The 18,842-nt window shown below is 46.8% G+C and carries 17 protein-coding genes; 1 reads left to right on the top strand and 16 read right to left on the bottom strand.

Translation table 11 applies throughout. The features are described 5' to 3' along the window. Positions 1-26: 26 nt before the first annotated feature. The 15 genes from yhbY to V7M78_RS17870 all read right to left on the bottom strand — a co-directional run bounded on the left by yhbY (position 27) and on the right by V7M78_RS17870 (position 15,510). Entirely contained in the window at positions 27-323 is a 297-nt protein-coding gene (yhbY, locus tag V7M78_RS17940; RefSeq protein ID WP_333651741.1) for a ribosome assembly RNA-binding protein YhbY, read from the bottom strand. Positions 324-370: 47 nt separating this feature from the next. After that, positions 371-1,654, bottom strand: a complete 1,284-nt coding sequence (obgE, locus tag V7M78_RS17935) for a GTPase ObgE (RefSeq protein ID WP_333651740.1) — start codon at positions 1,652-1,654, stop codon at positions 371-373. Between the two features lie 225 nt (positions 1,655-1,879). Next, complete coding sequence (gene rpmA, locus V7M78_RS17930) at positions 1,880-2,170, bottom strand: 50S ribosomal protein L27 (RefSeq protein ID WP_333651739.1); 291 nt, start codon at positions 2,168-2,170, stop codon at positions 1,880-1,882. A 3-nt stretch (positions 2,171-2,173) separates the two neighbouring features. Further along, positions 2,174-2,512, bottom strand: a complete 339-nt coding sequence (locus tag V7M78_RS17925; RefSeq protein ID WP_333651738.1) for a ribosomal-processing cysteine protease Prp — start codon at positions 2,510-2,512, stop codon at positions 2,174-2,176. Between the two features lie 2 nt (positions 2,513-2,514). After that, on the bottom strand, positions 2,515-2,823 hold the full coding sequence (gene rplU, locus V7M78_RS17920) for a 50S ribosomal protein L21 (RefSeq protein ID WP_158379277.1): 309 nt from the start codon (positions 2,821-2,823) through the stop codon (positions 2,515-2,517). Positions 2,824-2,976: 153 nt separating this feature from the next. Next, positions 2,977-4,419, bottom strand: a complete 1,443-nt coding sequence (locus V7M78_RS17915; RefSeq protein ID WP_333651737.1) for a TrkH family potassium uptake protein — start codon at positions 4,417-4,419, stop codon at positions 2,977-2,979. Positions 4,420-4,434: 15 nt separating this feature from the next. Next, complete coding sequence (gene trkA, locus V7M78_RS17910; RefSeq protein ID WP_333651736.1) at positions 4,435-5,790, bottom strand: Trk system potassium transporter TrkA; 1,356 nt, start codon at positions 5,788-5,790, stop codon at positions 4,435-4,437. Positions 5,791-5,804: 14 nt separating this feature from the next. Then, positions 5,805-6,989, bottom strand: coding sequence for a ribonuclease E/G (locus tag V7M78_RS17905; protein WP_333651735.1), 1,185 nt, complete (start codon positions 6,987-6,989; stop codon positions 5,805-5,807). After that, positions 6,986-7,693 (bottom strand): TIGR03936 family radical SAM-associated protein, encoded by a 708-nt coding sequence (locus tag V7M78_RS17900; protein ID WP_333651734.1) that lies wholly within the window; start codon positions 7,691-7,693, stop codon positions 6,986-6,988. Before V7M78_RS17900 ends, V7M78_RS17905 begins: the two co-directional genes overlap by 4 nt. Then, the gene (locus V7M78_RS17895) at positions 7,677-9,542 is read right to left on the bottom strand and encodes a TIGR03960 family B12-binding radical SAM protein (protein ID WP_333651733.1); all 1,866 of its coding nucleotides are present in this window, start codon (positions 9,540-9,542) and stop codon (positions 7,677-7,679) included. The genes V7M78_RS17900 and V7M78_RS17895 overlap by 17 nt, the downstream gene beginning before the upstream one ends. Positions 9,543-9,834: 292 nt before the next feature. Next, complete coding sequence (locus V7M78_RS17890) at positions 9,835-10,320, bottom strand: DUF1097 domain-containing protein (protein ID WP_333651732.1); 486 nt, start codon at positions 10,318-10,320, stop codon at positions 9,835-9,837. A gap of 31 nt (positions 10,321-10,351) precedes the next feature. Next, positions 10,352-11,770, bottom strand: coding sequence for a DUF1116 domain-containing protein (locus V7M78_RS17885; RefSeq protein WP_333651731.1), 1,419 nt, complete (start codon positions 11,768-11,770; stop codon positions 10,352-10,354). Between the two features lie 26 nt (positions 11,771-11,796). Continuing rightward, positions 11,797-13,329: an acyl-CoA synthetase FdrA gene (fdrA, locus tag V7M78_RS17880; RefSeq protein WP_333651730.1), complete on the bottom strand. Its 1,533-nt coding sequence runs from the start codon at positions 13,327-13,329 to the stop codon at positions 11,797-11,799. Between the two features lie 20 nt (positions 13,330-13,349). Next, a complete protein-coding gene (locus V7M78_RS17875) occupies positions 13,350-14,279 on the bottom strand; it encodes a DUF2877 domain-containing protein (protein ID WP_333651729.1) in 930 nt (309 codons plus the stop codon). Then, the gene (locus V7M78_RS17870) at positions 14,242-15,510 is read right to left on the bottom strand and encodes a DUF1116 domain-containing protein (protein WP_333651728.1); all 1,269 of its coding nucleotides are present in this window, start codon (positions 15,508-15,510) and stop codon (positions 14,242-14,244) included. The genes V7M78_RS17875 and V7M78_RS17870 overlap by 38 nt, the downstream gene beginning before the upstream one ends. A gap of 176 nt (positions 15,511-15,686) precedes the next feature. Between V7M78_RS17870 and V7M78_RS17865 the strand changes: the two genes are divergently transcribed. Continuing rightward, on the top strand, positions 15,687-17,300 hold the full coding sequence (locus tag V7M78_RS17865; protein WP_333651727.1) for a PucR family transcriptional regulator: 1,614 nt from the start codon (positions 15,687-15,689) through the stop codon (positions 17,298-17,300). A gap of 138 nt (positions 17,301-17,438) precedes the next feature. On the opposite strand, the gene V7M78_RS17860 is transcribed toward V7M78_RS17865, so the two are convergent. Next, on the bottom strand, positions 17,439-18,803 hold the full coding sequence (locus tag V7M78_RS17860) for a CitMHS family transporter (RefSeq protein WP_333651726.1): 1,365 nt from the start codon (positions 18,801-18,803) through the stop codon (positions 17,439-17,441). Positions 18,804-18,842: the final 39 nt, after the last annotated feature.

Raw genomic sequence — 18,842 nt, 5'->3', positions numbered from 1 at the left:
ACTCCCTGTTTCAAAGGGAAGCAGGATTATTTGGGAAGTACAATCTTTCTCTTGCTTTCCTCTTTTGCCTGCTTATAAAGGACGATCCGCCTTCCGATCACCTGAACCACCTCAGAATGGGTGCGCTCAGACAGTACGGAGGCTATGCTGTTTCCATCATCCAGACAATTTTTCAGTACCGTAATTTTTATTAATTCCCTGGCCTCCAGTACCTCTGCAATGGCAGCGGTTATTTCCGGAGTCAGGCTGGATTTTCCGATCTGAAAGACCGGATCTATATTCATCGCTAATCCTTTTAAATAGGATCTCTGCTTACTTGTCATAATATTCTCCCTGACATGATTTTCTCAAAGAAAATCGGACTTCCTTTCTACTTATAATAATCGAATTCAAGGCCATACATGCGGACCGTATCACCTTCCTGGATTCCGGCCTGCTCCAGTTCTTCTAAAATCCCATTGTTCTTTAAAAAATTCTGGAAGAAACGGAAGCCTTTTTCAGATTCGATATTAGTATAGCCCAGCATCTTTTCAATACGGGGACCTTCCACTACATATACTCCATCTTCTGTCACTTCAACCGTATAGGGAAGATGTACTCCAACCAGGCTGCGTAAGTCAAACTCTTTTTCAAAAATAATCGGACTTAAATTTACAGTCTGAAGCAGCTCAGAAACAGCGTAAAGAAGTTCCTTGACTCCTTGTCCACTGACTGCAGATATGGGGAAAACCTTGATTCCCTGGGGCTCAAATTCTGCTTTAAGTTTTTCAATCGGGTTTTCATCCTCTCCATAGATGGCATCCATCTTATTGGCTGCAATGATCTGAGGACGCTCTAACAACTCCGGATTATAGGACCCAAGTTCTTTGTTGATAGCATGAATATCTGCAATGGGATCTCTGCCTTCTGTGGACGCAGCATCTACTACATGAACCAGGACTCTGGTACGTTCAATGTGACGGAGGAAATCGTGTCCCAGACCTACACCTTCTGATGCTCCCTCAATCAATCCCGGGATATCGGCCATAACAAAGCCCTTTCCTCCCTCCAGATCCACCACACCCAGGTGTGGATTTAAGGTGGTGAAATGATAGTTAGCTATTTTAGGCTTTGCATTGCTGACTCTGGAAAGAAGGGTGGATTTTCCTACATTGGGGAATCCAACCAATCCTACATCCGCAATGACTTTCAGTTCCAGCTGAACCCAAAGCTCCTGGGCCGACTGTCCCGGCTGGGCATACTTAGGCGCCTGCATGGTGGGGGTTGCAAAGTTCATATTTCCTTGTCCGCCTCTTCCGCCTTTTAATATGACTTCTCTGCGGTTTTCTCCGGACATGTCGGCAATGACTTTTCCTGATTCAAAATCTTTAATTACCGTTCCTTCCGGAACCTTGATTATCAGGCTTTCTCCGTCTTTTCCATGGCAGCGGCGCTTTCCGCCTGACTCTCCATCTTTTGCGGCATATTTGTGGATATGGCGGAAATCACTTAAGGTATTTAAGCCTTCATCCACCTCAAATATAAGGTCACCGCCTCTTCCACCGTCACCGCCGTCAGGGCCGCCACAGGGAACATACAGTTCCTTCCGGAAGCTGACATGGCCATCGCCGCCTTTTCCGGATCTGATAAATATTTTTGCTCTATCGGCAAACATTCATTCACCTATTTCCTTTCTTTATTATTGCCCACGCTCTTTGGGCATAATGGTATACCTGTAGGGTGCTTCTTTATTATTGCCCACGCTCTTTGGGCATAATGGTATACCCGTAGGGTGCTTCCTTATTATTGCCCACGCTCTCTGGACATAATGGTACACCCGCAAGATGCTTCTTTTATCGCAAAAAACGGCTCCATACGTCAAGGTATGAAGCCGGTCCAATTATTCGTTGATTACTTTCGGATAAACAGAAACCTGCTTTTTGTCTCTGCCTTTTCTCTCAAATCTTACAACGCCATCCACTAAAGCGAATAAAGTATCATCGCCTCCGCGGCCTACGTTATTGCCTGGGTGAATGTGAGTTCCGCGCTGTCTGTAGAGGATATTGCCAGCTAATACAAACTGACCGTCAGCTCTCTTGGCGCCTAATCTCTTGGACTCGGAATCTCTACCGTTCTTTGTGGAACCAACACCCTTTTTATGAGCGAAAAATTGAAGGTTCATCTTTAACATTGCTTACACCTCCTCAAATAGGATTTTAATATATGGTTCTCCATACTCTTCCTCTATATTCTGCAATCCGAATACAAGAGAATTCATAAGGAGCTGTGATTCTGAACTGGCATCTGAAGTAAAACGGAATTGAAAGGAACCTGATGTTTCCTCTTCTTCCACTTCAAAGGAATCTTCTGTAAACTGCTCCACACTATTGGCCATATTAAAGGTAAGAGCCGACACTGCGGCACAAACCAGTTCCTGTCCTTCCTGTGGATCATCCGCCAGGCCTGCATGTCCCAGCATCTGGATTCCTGTGTAATGCTGTTTGGAATCAGCAAATACGGTTACTCTAATCATAATTAAGCGTTGATCTTTTCGATCTTAACCTGTGTATAAGACTGTCTGTGACCATTTTTCTTATGGTATCCAGTTTTTCTCTTATACTTGTAAACAATAACTTTTTTAGCCTTGCCTTCTTTAACAACTGTACCTGTTACGGTAGCACCTGCTACGGTTGGGCAGCCAACGGATAATTCTCCATTGTTTACAACAAGTACCTGGTCAAATGTGACAGCATCACCAGCGTCAACACCAAGCTTTTCTACTTTAATGATATCGCCTTCCGCTACTTTGTACTGCTTACCACCTGTTGCAATAATTGCGTACATATGGCACCTCCTATTATCATTACTCGCCAACTTCGGTGCTCCTTAAAAAAGAAGACTTTTTGACCTCATTGTGCGGCATACCATATTAATATAGCACTCCTCAATAACCGTGTCAATAATTTTTTATAAAAAAGGGAAATTTCACCTGCCTGTTTAGCCGTTCTTCCAGGTGGAGGGAGCAAAAAGAAGCAGCATGGGGAATACCTCCAGACGTCCAGCCAGCATGTCAAACATCATAACAATTTTAGATAACGGTGAAAAATGTGAAAAATTCTGAAGGGGCCCTGCGCCTCCAAGCCCCGGCCCAATGTTGTTAAACGTTGCGGCAACGGCAGTAAAATTTGTGGTAAGATCAAAATTATCCAGGCTTACCACCAGAACAGATGAAGTAAAAATCAAAATGTATGCGCCCAGAAAGGTATTAATAGACCGCATCACATTGTGTTCAATCGGCTTTCCCTCCAGCTTTAATATCTTAACGCTTCTCGGATGGATCAATGATCCCAATTCTTTTTTTATCGCCTTTATCAGGATAACCACACGGGATACTTTAAATCCACCGCCCGTACTGCCTGCACATGCACCAATAAACATAAGCACCACCAGGATTCCCTTTGAGAATTCGGGCCACAAATCAAAATCAACGGTAGAATACCCTGTTGTGGTGATAATGGACCCCACCTGAAAGGCCGCATGATGAAAGGCAGAAAAAACATTTTCAAAGCTTCCCCTGATGTTTAAGGTAATGAGCAAGATGGAGGCGGCAATAATACCAAGATAAGCTCTGGCTTCTTCACATCGGAAGGCTTCTTTGGGCTGGCGGACCAAAAAAAGATAGTATACATTAAAGTTTATACCAAATAAAATCATAAATACTGTGACAACGCCCTGAAGGTAATAGCTGTTATAAAAGGCCATACTGTCATTTTTTATACCGAAGCCTCCGGTGCCTGCCGTTCCGAAACTGATTGCCAGGGAATCAAACAGCGGCATTCCCCCTATCAGTAAAAGAATTATTTGAAGCACTGTCATGAATAAATATATTTTATAAAGAATTTTGGCCGTTGTACGCACCTTGGGAACCAGCTTTCCTACAGAAGGTCCGGGGCTTTCCGCTTTCATAATATACATATTGTAGCCGCCGGCAAGAGGAAGGATGGATAGGATAAATACTAAAACACCCATTCCTCCGATCCAATGAGTAACACTTCTCCACATAATCATGCACTTTGAAAGAGATTCCACATCTGTCAGTATACTGGCTCCTGTGGTGGTAAAGCCGGAAATGATCTCGAACATAGCATCTTCAAACCGGGGAATTTCTCCGCTTAAATAAAATGGCAGTGCGCCAAAAAAGCTCAGGACAATCCAGCTTAAGGATACGGATACAAAGCCTTCCTTTGCAAAGAAAACCAGATTTTCAGGTTTTTTATGAATGCAGGCAAACCCGATGGCTCCGCAAACAGCCATGACAGCGGCAAACCAAATGCCGCTTGCTTCCTTATAAATCAAAGCAACAATACATGGAAGCAGCATGAAGACAGCCTCTATGATCAATATCCAGCCTAAAAGATAAACAATTATTTTTTTATTCATAATCTGCCGCCTTTTCTACCTTAGTATATCCTTCAGATCATTGAGGCCGGTTACAGTGGTAACCACAACTACGCGGTCTCCCTCTTCTATGGTGTCTTTTCCTCGGGGACTGATAATGCGCCCTTTCCGGTTAATACAGGCTACCAGAAGATTTTTCTTGAGTTCCAGCTTTTCCAGGGGGATTCCTATAATGGAAGGTTCATTTGCCACACGGAATTCCAGGGCTTCTGCCCGGTCTGCCACAATTTTATAAAGAGTCTCCACATTGCTTCCCATAGAATTCTGCATAGCCCGGACATACCGGAGAATGATTTCAGCCGTGATCAGCTTAGGATAGATCACGCTGCCCAAATTCATGGAATCAATGACATTCTCAAATGCAATTCTGTTTATCTTAGTAATAAGCTTGGCCTTTGACTGACTTGCAGCATACAGGGAGAGCATAATGTTTTCTTCATCAAAGCCAGTCAGAGAAGCAAATGCATCTGTCTGCTGGATTCCTTCCTGAAGCAGCAGTTCCTGGTTGGTGGCGTCGCCATAGATAATCATAGCCTTTGGAAGCAGCTCGCTCAATTCATTGCATCGCTCTACACGGTTCTCCAGAATCTTTACCTTGATCTTGGTATGCTCCAGTATCTTGGCAATGTAATAGGTGATCCTGCCGCCTCCTGCCAGAAAAACTGTTTTAACAGCATTATTATCGATTCCAACATGTTTAAAAAAGTGATTGGCTTCCGCAGGAGAGGCGATAAATGAAATCTTATCTCCCGCCGTTATGATAGAATTACCATCGGGAATAATAACATCATTTCCATGTTCAATGGCGCAGATCAGAACATGGCAGTCAAGCTTTCTGAACACATCCCGCACCGGCATATTATGAAGAATTGAATGCTCCGGTACCAGGAATTTCATAATCTCAATTCTTCCCTTTGCAAAGGTATCGACTTTAATTGCTGAAGGGAAACGAAGGAGCCTAGATATTTCAAGGGCAGCGGCCATTTCCGGATTGATAGCCAGGGACAGGCCAAGCTCTTCCCTGATATAGCGGACTTCAGAATCGTATTCCGGATTCCGGATTCTTGCAATGGTATGGCAGTTTCCAGCCTTTTTTGCAATCAGACAGCAAAGCATATTAAGCTCATCAGAATTTGTGGTAGCAATCAGCAAGTCCGTTTCCTTAATTCCAGCCTCTATCTGTACCTGATAAACGGCTCCGTTTCCCACAATTCCCATTACATCAAACCTTTCCGTAATGGAATTTATGACACTGGCATTTTTATCAATCACCATAATATCGTGATTTTCTCTGTTAAGCTGCTCTGCCAGGGTAGTCCCAACTTTTCCGCAGCCTACAATAATAATTTTCATAATAAACCTTCTCCTTATATCTGCGATACCTGTTCATAAAGGGGTTTGCGTATTTTTTTTCTGGTAACTTCCACAAGGTTTAATTTCGTCATTTCAACCAATGTTGTTTTGACAGGGTCCTTGGAAAAGATTACTTTCAGGCGCTCCATAAGGGCCTTTTTATCCTCTTCTGCTTCCATATCTATAAAATCAATAATAATAATGCCGGATAAATTTCTCAGCCGAAGCTGATGCCCGATCTCCTGTGCAGCTTCCAGGTTTATTTTCATAATAGTATCACGCAGCGTTTTTTTTCCAGTATACTTTCCTGTATTCACATCGATTACAGACAGGGCCTCTGTAGGTTCGATAACCAGATATCCTCCTGATTTCAGCCATATCCTCTTGCCCAAGGCTTCCTCCATGGTCTTTTCAATCCGGTATAGCTTTCCCAATGGAAGAAGGCCGTCTTCATACAAGGTGAGACGCTTTAAATCTTCTGGCTGATAGCAGGCCAGATAGGACTTTACAGCTTCGTAAATATCCGGTTCATCGGTAATAATCTCTTCCAGAGAGGCTTTCAGGCTGTCTCTCAGTCCGGTCAGGTAGGAGGGATCAGATCGGTAGAGAAGGCTGTAACACGTCCTGTTTTTGGCATTATCCATCACCCTTCGGAAGGCTTCCTTAAGCTGCATCAGTTCCCGTTCCAGCTCTTTTTTTGATGCGCCGGGGGCGTTGGTCCGGACAATGATCCCAAAATCCTCATCCTTTAACCCTTCCAGATAAGGCTTAATCTCCTGTTTCCAGCCAGAATCTGTAATCTTGGAAGAAAATCCGATTTGTTTTTTCCCTGAAGTCAGAACAAAATAACGGCCTGTGAAATTCAAATTCCCCGTCAGGACCGGAGCCTTTGTCTTTACGGCATCCCGTTCCACCTGAACGACGATCTCGTCTCCCTGGCGCAGCTTTCCGTCAGAGGAACGGTTTCCCGCATAGTAAAGAAAGTCATCTGACAGACTTAAATACCCGGTCTGGCCGCCGCCTATATCCACAAAGGCTGAATTAATATTTTTAACGATGTTGCTCACTTTTCCTATATAAATATTTCCTAAGATGGATTGGTCCCCATCCGGCTCCACATCGATCTGAAGGGTTTCCCTTTCAGATTGAAGCAGGGTGAGGATGGCTCCCTTCCACCTGGTTATGATCAGCTTATTCACTGGAGTTCTCCTATAAGACCCAGAGGTACCAGAACCGGGTTTTCTTCATCTCCGGTGTTTCCGTAAACCTCTTCCCTTTGAATGTGAAAAGCAAATTCCGGACATTCTTGTCCCCTCCACTGGTAATATCTTTCCATTACCAGCTCAGGCTTTAAATTATCCGCGCTTCCGGCAGATACTTTCATGAAAATAATCCCATCCTTTACAGAAAGCTCATGGATAGAGGCCTTTAAATCAACCTCTCTTTCTCCCTTTTTCGTCTTTTTGATTGTAAAAATCTGCTCCTGGGAGATAAATTCCAAAAGGCCTTTAAAAAAGGCTTCCACATCCTCAGGCTCTTTCCCTTCCCGGAAGGTCAGGGTATAATCCGCAGCGGCAACCAAAGACATGGCATTTTTAGCCTTATCATCCAGGAGGCGGCAGTCTGTGACCTTAATTCCTTCTGCCATAGTTCCGTTTAACTGATCCATCAGAGTCTGGCAGTCTGTCATGGAGTTTACTTCAATGTCCATATATTCCCCATTGCTTGTAAGTCCTACGCCTAAGGGTGCTGCAAAGGACATGACCTGATGAGGACTAAAGCCCTCACTGTATTTAATATCAATATCGGCTCTTCTCATGGCTTTCTGGAAATAACGCATAATGTCCAGATGTCCCACAAATTTCACCGGGCCTTGTTTGGAAAATTTAATTCTTAGCTTCATAGCAGACGCCTCCTTTGAACTTCATGGCTCCGCACCCCGTACAATGCTGACGGCAGTTTGGAGTAACACTTCCGTTTATGGCATTCTGCCACTCTCTCTTTAAAAACTCCTTTGACACACCGGAGTCAATGAAATCCCATGGAAATACTTCTTCCAAATCCCGTTCCCTGATGGTGTAAAAGTCCGCATCCAGGCCGCAGGTTTCAAAGGCTTTCTTCCAGATATGATTTTTAAAATGCTCGGACCAGGAATCGTAAATGGCTCCGTTTTTATAAGCTTCTTCAACCAACGCGGAAGTTTTCCTGTCGCCTCTGGCTAAAACGCCTTCCAGAATGGTCAAGTCCGCTTCGTGATAGTTGTATTTTAAGCTTTTCTGGTTCAGCATCTTCCGAAACTTGTCCTTAACTAAGTGGGCTCTCTGCAGAAATTCTTCATTTGTACACATCTTCGCCCACTGGAAGGGGGTAAATGGCTTTGGAACAAAGAAGGAGGAACTTGCCACCACCTGCACCTTTCCATTTCTCTGATCCTTGGGAATCTCGTAGTAAACCTCAGCCACCTTTTCAGACAGTTCTGCAATTCCTTCCATATCCTCTACGGTTTCCGTAGGCAGGCCCAGCATAAAATAAAGCTTAACCCGGTTCCAGCCGCCCCGGAAGGCTTCACTTGCCCCTTTTAAAATGATCTCTTCTGACAAACCTTTGTTAATGACGTCACGAAGTCTCTGGGAACCTGCCTCTGGCGCAAAGGTCAGACTGCTTTTGCGGATGTCCTGGACTTTGCTCATAACATCCAGGGAAAAGGCATCAATTCTCAGGGAAGGCAGGGAAATATTAACCCCTTTGCCTTTGAATTCGTCAATCAGGAAATTTACAATTCCCTCTAAATGGCTGTAATCACTGGAGCTTAAGGAACTTAAGGAAATTTCCTCATGGCCTGTACTCTTTAACAGTTTGGAAGCATAAGCCTTTAAATATTCCAGGCTGTGCTCTCTCAAAGGCCGGTAAACATTTCCTGCCTGGCAGAAACGGCAGCCGCGGATGCAGCCTCTCATTACTTCCAGAACCACTCTGTCCTGGGTAACTTTAATAAAAGGAACTACCGGATTTTCGATGTAATAAACGTCATCCATTTCGGCAACCATCTGCTTTACCACGGTTTCCTTTGCGTGGGGATTGTTTGGTTTCATGGCTTTTACCGTACCGTCTTCTTTATAAGTCACATCATAAAAAGAGGGAACATAGATTCCATCAATCTCTGCGGCCATTTCCAGAAAGCTTTTACGGGTTCCGCCGTTTTTCTTATTTTCTTTCCAAATATCCATGAGCTGGAAATAAACAGTCTCTCCTTCTCCGATATAGAACATATCAAAAAATTCCGCCAAAGGCTCCGGATTGTAGGCACAGGGGCCGCCGCCGATGATGATGGGGTCTTCTTCTGTCCGGTCCTTTTGATGGAGAGGAATTTGTCCCAAATCCAAAACCTGAAGGATGTTGGTATAGCACATTTCATATTGAAGGGTAATTCCGATAAAGTCAAACTCTTTAATTGGGTCCTGGGACTCCAGGGCAAACAGAGGAATTTTTTCTTCCCGCATAATCTGGTCCAAATCTGTCCATGGTGAAAAAATGCGCTCACAGTAAATATCCTCTCTGCGGTTAAACATATCATATAAAATCTGCATCCCCAAGTGGGACATTCCGATCTCATAGACGTCGGGGAAACACATGGCAAAGCGAATGTCCACCTTCTCCAGATCCTTCACCGCCATGTTAACCTCACCGCCGATGTAGCGGGCAGGTTGTTGGATTTTTAATAAAACCTCATCGCTTAAAGCTAGTTTTCTCATATTTCTCTTCCTTATATTTGTTTGAATTGAACAAAAATGCTGAAACCGTTTTTAGCGAGAAAACTGCCAAAACACAACCGGCTGCAACATTTTTTCCGCATATAAAACAAGCATCTTCAACATTACATATGATTATAGAATATTTTGGGGCATTAAGCAACTGTATTTAAAATTTGACCACCGGGCAGGAAGTCTTACAATAAGTATCTTTACATACTAAAACCTCCAGCCGCAGTTACATACCACGGCTGAAGGTTTTTTCTTTACAACATCATGTATTCAATTCCTGATATTATGCCTGTCCCGATTGTTTTTTTGTGGTCAGGTCGCTCAACAGATTTCCGCCTGCCTCGGATAAAAAGCCGATGGCAGCGCCCAGCACCATACTGATGACCGTGCCCTTCCAATCATTTCCGGAGGCGAAATAGGACGTCATTCCAAAGAAACCTCCAGGCACAAAGCCCAGAAACTTAAACCGTGCCTGCCATACAACACAGCTTGAACACAGAACAGTAGCTAATACGGACCCCATAAGTGTTACTCCCAGCGCACCGTTTAGCATTCCGCCCAGCATTACGGACAAGACCGCCCATACAATGCCGGAAAGATTAGCAGCCACACTGCTGTAAAAGCCCTTTTTACCGCCTCCCGCAGCGTAAAAGCTGGCGTAGGCGAAAAAGCCGCATACTGTGACAAACAACGGAACCGAAGCGCTTAGCCAGAACCAGAACCCAGCGAGGATACCTACGCACAGACCTGTGGCGGTTAATTTACTCATGTCGCTTCACCTATTCCTTTCTTATGTGATCCTATTTTTCCAGCTTTTCTGCAAGAACTACTGCTGCTTTCTCAAAACAATCCATAGGAGGATGAGTCAGGCCTGCGCCGATCATACCAATGCCCGGCTCTTTATGGGCCATAGCGGTATTGATAATGGGCAGAATACCGGTTTCCAGCACCTTGCGCACGTCGATGGCTGTGGCTGTGCCGCGGAAATCCAGATTTGGAATGGTCAAATGATGGTTCTCGGCTGTGGTGATCTCTGTCATCTGTACAGTATAGTCAATAGCAGAACTTACTGTACCGCCGGTGATCTGTACGATAGCAGGTGCAGCCGCCATTGCAAATGCTCCGATGCCATAGGTCTCAGTGATCGCGCTGTCGCCGATGTCATTTCCGGCATCCTCATGCTTATATCCTGGGAACATGATGCCAACTACTCTCTGGGCTGGGCCGGTAAACCAGATATTTCCGCCGATACCGCTGACACGGATACCGAAATCTGTGCCGTTGCGGCACATGGTGGTGACAACAGTGCTGTTTTCAATGTTGTGGGCAGCATCCATGGCGCACTTGCAGTAACCCATCCAGGTAGGTCCGGTGAAATAATCTCCAAGGTTCATGAAATCGAAAACTTCCTTTTTCACCTTGTCTGAAAAGCTTGTCTCTACGATATAGGGAGCAATTGTCTGGATAAATAAGCTGGTAGCAGCCGTGTTACGGTTATGGCACTCGTCACCCATATGCAAAGCACCTGCCAGCATGGCACGCAGATCGATCTCCCCAGCCAGTTTCATGGCTTCCTTAAGTACTTCTCCCAGTACATCCTTCATCCATTGCAGACGGTCCATAACGCTTTGGTCATTTGCGCCCATGCGCAGAACTTTTGGCATCTGCTCGCTTAAGTTGGTAAAGGCCAAGTTTCCGTGGGTTTTATTTTTAATAATATGTACCGGCATGGAAGCAGTGGTAACACCCGCCATGGAACCGACACAGCCGTGTTCATGGCATGGGGAAAATTTAACTTTACCGGAAGCTGCCACCTCGCAGGCTTCCTCATAATCTTTGGCAAAACCCTCGAAGATAATGCCGCCTGCAATGGCTCCCCGCATGGCTCCGTTCATACGGTCCCAGGTAATGGGCGGGCCTGCATGGAGGATGGTATCCTTTGTCATGCCAGGCACTACGTTAATTGCGGTATCGTACCCAATCAGTACCGGATGTGCGTCGATGATAATCTGCGCCGCTTTTTGGTTGGCCTCATCAATGTCAGGGCGGTTCATCAGCTTGGAAAGGGCCTCGGCCACCTCCGGGGAAAGCTCCACCGGAGGCTTCCAATTCATTTGTACCGCTTCCTGGTTCTGCTTCTCCAGATCTTCCTGAAAGCCTTCCAGACCCATGTTGATTGATTTTGGCTTGTTCTTCAGCAGATTGTTAATTTTACTCATAACACTGACCTCCTATTGTTTGTGATTTATGATTGTTTTACAATGGCGGCTGCAAGCCTTGCTGCCTGCGCATTACTGTCCGCCACAATAACTCCTGCGTCACGCAGCTTGGAACGCTGCTCCTCATATCCCTGGAAATCTTCGTCGGTGCCGCAAACATAAGCGATGAATGCAATTGACCGGCCGTTCTCTGATGCATTTTCCTTTGCCTTGGCAATCCACGGAAGCGCTGCTCCTGCCGGATCGGCATGAGAGCCATATCCAATGACAAAGTCCATGAGAATCACTGCTGTCTCCGGGTCCTTTGCCTCCTGGGCAATGCGCTGGCTGCGCTGGGAAGGTTCGATCATTGGGTGGGGCCTGCCATCAGTATACTCGTCCTCACCAAAGTCCAGGAATGTATGTCCAAAGCTGGCTTCTCCTGCGCTGATGTGGCATTCCGGCTGTTTGCATAAATTTCCGTTGACGGTTCCGGCAGAGGCTTCCACAATGCTCATGGCCTCGGCGCAAAGAGTACCTCCGCAGAAAAGACCGCGAACATATTTCTGCTCCGTATTCAGCGCCTGCTGCGCTGTGCTTACCGCCTCAGGATCTAAGTCCCTGATGCCTTCTGTATGAATACCGGCCAGCTCCAGCGCTTTCAGCGCCGCCTCTTCCAGTGTGCCTACGAAATGCAGGTTTCCGTCGCTGCCTGATCTTTTGCTGTTGAGGAAGCAAACGACTACCGGCTTTTTGCAGCGGGCTGCCTGTGCCAATACCAGCTCTTCTACTTCCTTGACCGGAGGCTTGGAAATCATAACCAGCACCTCACTGTCATCATCCTCGGACAACGCCTCCAGTGCATCCAGCATCATGAGCCCTCCAACCTGAGCTGAAAGATCCCGTCCGCCAGTGCCTATGTAATGGGTAATGCCGCCGCCCAGATTGTGGATCAATGATGTGACTTCCTGCCCGCCGGTGCCTGATGCTCCAACCAGACCGATGTTTCCGGAACGAATCACATTGGCAAAACAAAGAGCCACGCCGCCGATGATGGCTGTGCCGCAATCCGGCCCCATCATTAACAGCCCTTCTTCATGGGCATATTTCTTAAGGTCTACTTCATCCTCAATGCTCACATTGTCACTGAACATCATGACATGAAGGCCCTGCTGCAGTGCTTTTCTTGCCTCAGCCGCGGCATAGGCGCCAGGCACTGAAATAACAACCAGATTTGCGTCAGGCACATGCTTGACCGTACTGCTTAAGCTGGAAGGCTGTGAGGGCTTACCCTGAGACTGTTTGATATTGCCGGAGATCATCTTTTCTGCGGTTTCAATTGCTTCCTGACAGTGCTCCGCTGTATCGGCGTTTACAACGATCATCAGATCGCCGTTGGACAACGCTTCCAGCTCGCCGTTAAGTAAGCCGAAGTTGCGCAGCATTTCCTTATTCTTTAAGGTGGCCATTGCAACAACTCCCTGTTCCACTCCTTCTAAATCACTGATGCTGGAGGAGATTCCCATAAGTTTGAGAGAATCAAAATAAAGGCCTTTTTTTATTACTGTTTTTATATACATACGAATGTACTCCTTTTTACTTAGTTTTGTGCTGATTCCAGGGCCAGCATAAGTCCTGCCAAAAGCCCTGTGGCAATATCCGTACCTGAAAGCGATCCGACGGATATAATTTTGTCTAAATACGGAACATATGCGCCGTCTCCGGCAAACAGGCTCTCCAGAAAATCAACCATATCCTGCCGCGGCATTCCCCTTGCCGCATGGTTTAATTCCCAGGCGCCGATATCAGTTGTGCTTACCGCCGCAACATCTGCCACCGTCCTTCCGATCTTCGCCCAATCCTCTAACGGCCCTCCGGGTATATGAAGAGTCAGCAGCAATCCGCTTAAATAATCATCACCAGAAGGGGTCAGACCATAGCCCAATCCCAGTAGTGCTTCCGCTGCCTCCAAAAATGCCTGGACATTTTTGCTCCGAACCGCCTTTTCTGCGGCAGCCCTGCCGCTCTGCAAGGATTGTGCCAGAGCTTTCCCAAAGCCTTTTGCATGGCAATCGGGCAGCATCCCACCCGGTGAGCCCTGTTCCTTTAACCGCCGTTCACAGTTTGGCAGAGCTGCTGCAAGGGGGCCGGCATGGGACGGCCATTGAGGCAGCGTCAAAGTCACGGTACGCACTGACCGGAAGGTCACTTTCAATTCTCCATCAAAAGAGATTCCCCACAGGCCGAACCGGACGGGCATGCCGGGGGCTGCATTTAAATATTCCAGTGTCGGAAGTGAGGTGACGGCTGTCTCATAGGCAGCGTCAATTTTAGATGAGGTCAGGCAGTACAAGCGGCCGGTTTTTTCCTCCTGCCAGTTGATCACATTACAGAAAACACTGTGAATGATTCCAGCCAATTCGCCTTTTAAAAGAGTTTGCTTAAGCCCCTCCTCCAGCGTAACGTCTGCCGTTATGTCGCTTTGGGCGCACTCACTCCCATGGATAGCCGTAATATTTTGCAAATTCATTCACCGCCTTTTCAAAGCATTCCTGGGGCGGTGTGGAAATTCCCGCTCCGACCTGGCCAATATCCGGGTCCTTGTGGGCAATGGCAGTGCTGATAATTGGCAGTACCCGCTTTCCCACTACCTGCAAAGCGTCTATTCCCAGAGGAAGCCCCCGGAAATTGTCGGCAGGCACCGTATAGTTGGAATTCTCGCTGGCTGTAATCTCATACATGCGCAGGCTGCAGTTAATGGCATCTTCGGCAGTGCCTCCGATATACTGGGCAATGGCAGGCGCTGCCGACATGGCAAACCCTCCAAGACCCATGGTCTCGACGATGGCACTATCGCCCATATCCCGGTTTCCATCTCCTGGGGCATAACCCTCAAAGTAGATGCCGATCACCTGTTGGGCAGGGCCTGTAAACCAGGCGTCTTTTGGCAGGCCGCTGAGTTTGATGCCGAATTCCACACCGTTGCGGGACATGGTTGTGACAATGGTGGAGTGGGCGATCCCGTGAGCTGCGTCCAGTCCGGCCTTACACGCCGCCATGGAAAAATTGAGGAAAAACGAATCTGTGTCGCGGATTAAATCGGCGGCCCTGGCAGCCTGCTCTCTTTCCTCCTCCAGAAGATAAGGCAGCAGTTTCATGAGAAACAAGGCAGTGGCTGCTTTCGTACGGTTGTGGCATTCGTCTCCCATGTGCAGGGACTGGGCGATAATTTCCTTGATATCAAGCCCGCCCATCCTGCTGACAATCCGCTCCAGAAGCGGTGCCAGCTCATCCCGCATATACCGTTGACGAAGGATGGTGCCGGGATCGTTGGCTCCCTGCTGCAGTACCTTGCCGTTCCCCTCGTTAAATGGAGCAAAAGCACGGGTGTGATAAGTCTTGTCCTCTACAATAATCACCGGCATGGATGCCGAAATAATACCGGCCATAGGAGCGACTGCATCATGATCGTTACACGGCGCAAAGGTAATTCTTCCCGACCGGGCAACGGCCAGTGCCTCTTCATAACTTGCGGCCAGTCCCTCAAAAATCAATGCACCGGCCACCGCTCCCTTCATCGCCCCGCACATCGCCTCAAAGGCAATGGGAGGACCTGCATGGAGAATGGTGCATTCGGTCATGCCGGGAATCACCTGCAAAGCAGTATCCACTCCCACCCAGCAGGGTTCAGAACGGCCAAGCAGTTCTACGACATGCCTGTTGGCTTCTCTGATGGTTTCGTTATGTTGCAGTCGATACATATCCATACACCTCCTTTCTTGTATTCCGGTGCTTTTTATTTATTATAGCATACTGAATCTTCAAAAGATATGTCACTCAATGATATAAATATTCACTTGTATTGTTTCCTGTTTACATATATAATAAAAATATATCATCTTTTTTTATGCAAAATATCCAAAAGGAGGAGAAACATTTGGCAATACGAATTGACGAGGTGCTTCAACTGGACAGCTTTCAAGGCAGCCGGGTGATCGCAGGCGCCTCCGGCCTGCACCATTTTATCAGCAATCTGCACACCCTGGAAATCACCGATATCCTCACGGACATCGCTCCCGAAACCCTGGTATTCTCCACCTTATACCCGGTGCTCAATAATGAAGCACAGGTAACTAATATCATACAGCGTCTTTACGATATGGGAGTGAAAGCATTGGCACTCAAGCTGAACCGTCAGGGTGAGCGGGTGCCCGATACGATCTTAAAGCAGGCCGATGAGCTGGCCCTTCCCATCCTGCTGCTGCCCAGCGGCGGAAACTTTTCTCTGCAAAACAACGAAATTTTGAAATATCAGCTGGAAAGCAACCTAAAAGAGCTGCACGAGCGGGACCGCATTCATAACTTGCTGCTGGACATCATGCTCAAGCGGCAGGAATATGATATTCTGCGGGACACTCTTGCGGAGGTGACCGGCTACCGGATTGCTTTGTTGGACGCAAGGTTTTCTCCTCTTCCGGACACTGCCGCAGAGGGCGAAAATTCTCCGTCTCCCAACGGTCTTTCAGAATGGGACCGCAAAAATCTTTCCCACAGCACAGGTGAACCGTTTCGTTTTTTTCAGCTTGAAGATCATTATCTTTGTATCTATATAGTGCGCAATCATTGGGAAACTATCGGATATATTTCGCTGGAATCTGATAAAGAGCTGTCACTTTCCGCCTTTGAACGGATGGCTGTTGAACAGTTTGCAACAGTATTCGTAATCATTTACCACCGGCAAAATGCGCTTAACGAAATGGAAAAACGGTATCATGACGAGTTTCTCTTCGATTTAATCGGAGGAAAAATCCCTTCCGAATCCGATGCGGCTGCAAGAGCCAAACGGTTAAACTGGCGGCTGGCATTTCCGGCGGTGATGGTGGGTGTCTCCCTGCCGGGTGCGGACCGGCGCCGGTTTCTGGAAGGGGTGAAGTCCCGGCAGGAGGGGCTGCGCATCCGTTACGGAGCTTCCCATGATGTGCTGCTGATGGCTACTTATGAGGATAATGTACTGGTGCTGGTCTCAAATCCCCATACTTCTCATCTGGAAGAACTCATCGCTTTTTTGGAGGCGGTGCTGCGGGACAATCATTTTCAGCAATATTATATAGGTGTGTCCCTGAACTTTGACCAGATGAGCGAGGCTGCAAAGGCCTGCGGAGAAGCCAAGCTTTCCCTTCGGGTGGCCCGTGATTTACAGACCCAGTCAGCGGTATTTTATGAAAAGCTGGGCATTTACCGGTTGATCCACAGCACGGAAAACCGGGCGGAGATCTACCGCTACTGTATGGATACCCTGGGCTCACTGTTCGCCTATGACCAGGACCATGAAACCGACTTATACGCCACTTTAAAGGTACTTTTGGAGGAGGATGGAAATCTCAAAGCTGCTGCGCAGAAAATGTACATTCACTACAATACAATGCGCAACCGGGTTCAAAAAATTGAGAGCCTGCTGGGACGGAAGCTGACCCGATTATCCTCCTATCAGGATGTCTACATTGCGGTGCGCATTCATGAGATGTTTTCTCCCAACGGGTATGGATATTAATACTGCTGCCAACAGGCTCAAGGAAATCAAGTTGGGCAGGAAGTGACCTTTTGCCAAAATACGGGCATCAAAAAAGGAAGGCAATTTTGCCTTCCTTTTTCATATGGAACTGATAGGTATTTTTCTATATGGGATTTATTAATACGGAAGCGCTCCTGTTATGCCAAATACCACTAAATAAGTAATGAATACCAGGAAGAAATATTTCACATAGTTCTTCTGGAAATCTACAAAGTTCTGCTCCGTCTCTCCGCATAACAGGTAGAGGGCCGGGATAACCGGGCTGACCAGACGAAATGCCTGCCCTACCATGGAGGCTACTGCCGCCTGCATGGGGCTGATTCCAAACTGTCCCATAACATTGCTCATAACAGAGGCAATACCGAAGTAGAAGGCATCCTGAGGCAGGAAGCAGATAGCCGGTGCGGAAATAATGGCATAAATCGGAGCCATGTGAGAACCAAAGGCTGTAGGAACAATGCCTGCAACCGAGTTAGCCAGGGCTGTTGCCATGCCGCTGCCGGAAAGCACTCCGGAGAAAATACCTGCTCCAAGAGTTGCCAGAGTGGTGGGAAGTGCATCCGATGCAAGCTCTTCGATCCGCTCATTGCAATCTTTTACATTGCGGTAGTTTACCACAAGTCCGATGGAGAAAGCGATCATAAATACGACTGAACCATGTACATATCCCTTAATCAGCACAAAGATGGCAACGCCGGTAAGCAGCAGGTTGAACCAGTACAGGCTGGGGCGTTTCAGCTCCGGGTCCTTGTCACGGATTGCGGAAAGCATTCTGTCCAAGTTTTCTTTTGAAACATCTCCGCTGCCTGCTGTAACGTAATTAAGCCTTTTTCTTTCCTTAAGTCCAAGGTATCCGGCAATGACAATTACCACCACCTGGGCTGCTAAAAGGCCTGGAAGCAAATTGGCAAACAGCTCGTTTAACTCCACGCCGATGGCAGTTGCCGCCGCAATGGTAGGTCCTCCCCAGGGGAGCTGATTCCAAATTCCGATAGGCGCTACAATGATGATAGCAAGATAGCTTAATTTTAAATTTAACTGCTTGTAGAGACTTCTGAACGCTGCAAGACAGATAATAATGGTTGTTGTGGTATCTCCGTTTAAAGCGACTACGCTGGCTACCATTACGGTTGACAGAGTCACCTTTAAAGGATCTCCTTTTGCCTTTTTAATAAAGAATTCTGCAACAGGATCAAACAATCCAACATTCAGCATCAGGTCAAAAAACAGAATGGAAAAGAGTATGGTAATACCGGGTGATATAACTCCCCAGGACACCTTACCGGTTTCAGGATTTTGTTTAAAGAAAATACCATCCTTAATCCAGTTGAATAAGTCGACAAAGTTGTCTCCGTTTACCACCACCGCAATCATTCCAAAGACAAGAGGAACAAGAGTAAGCGCTGTAAATACGGATAATTTTTTATTAGACAGCAATGCGATAAATGTTACGATCATTGCCAAAGCCAGAAAAGTCAGCATAGTCTCCTCCAATGTATCTACCTTTTATTATTAACTTTT

This window comes from Lacrimispora sp., from assembly GCF_036758025.1.
GTDB lineage: Bacteria > Bacillota > Clostridia > Lachnospirales > Lachnospiraceae > Lacrimispora.
This window is presented reverse-complemented; position numbering and strand designations above follow the sequence as displayed.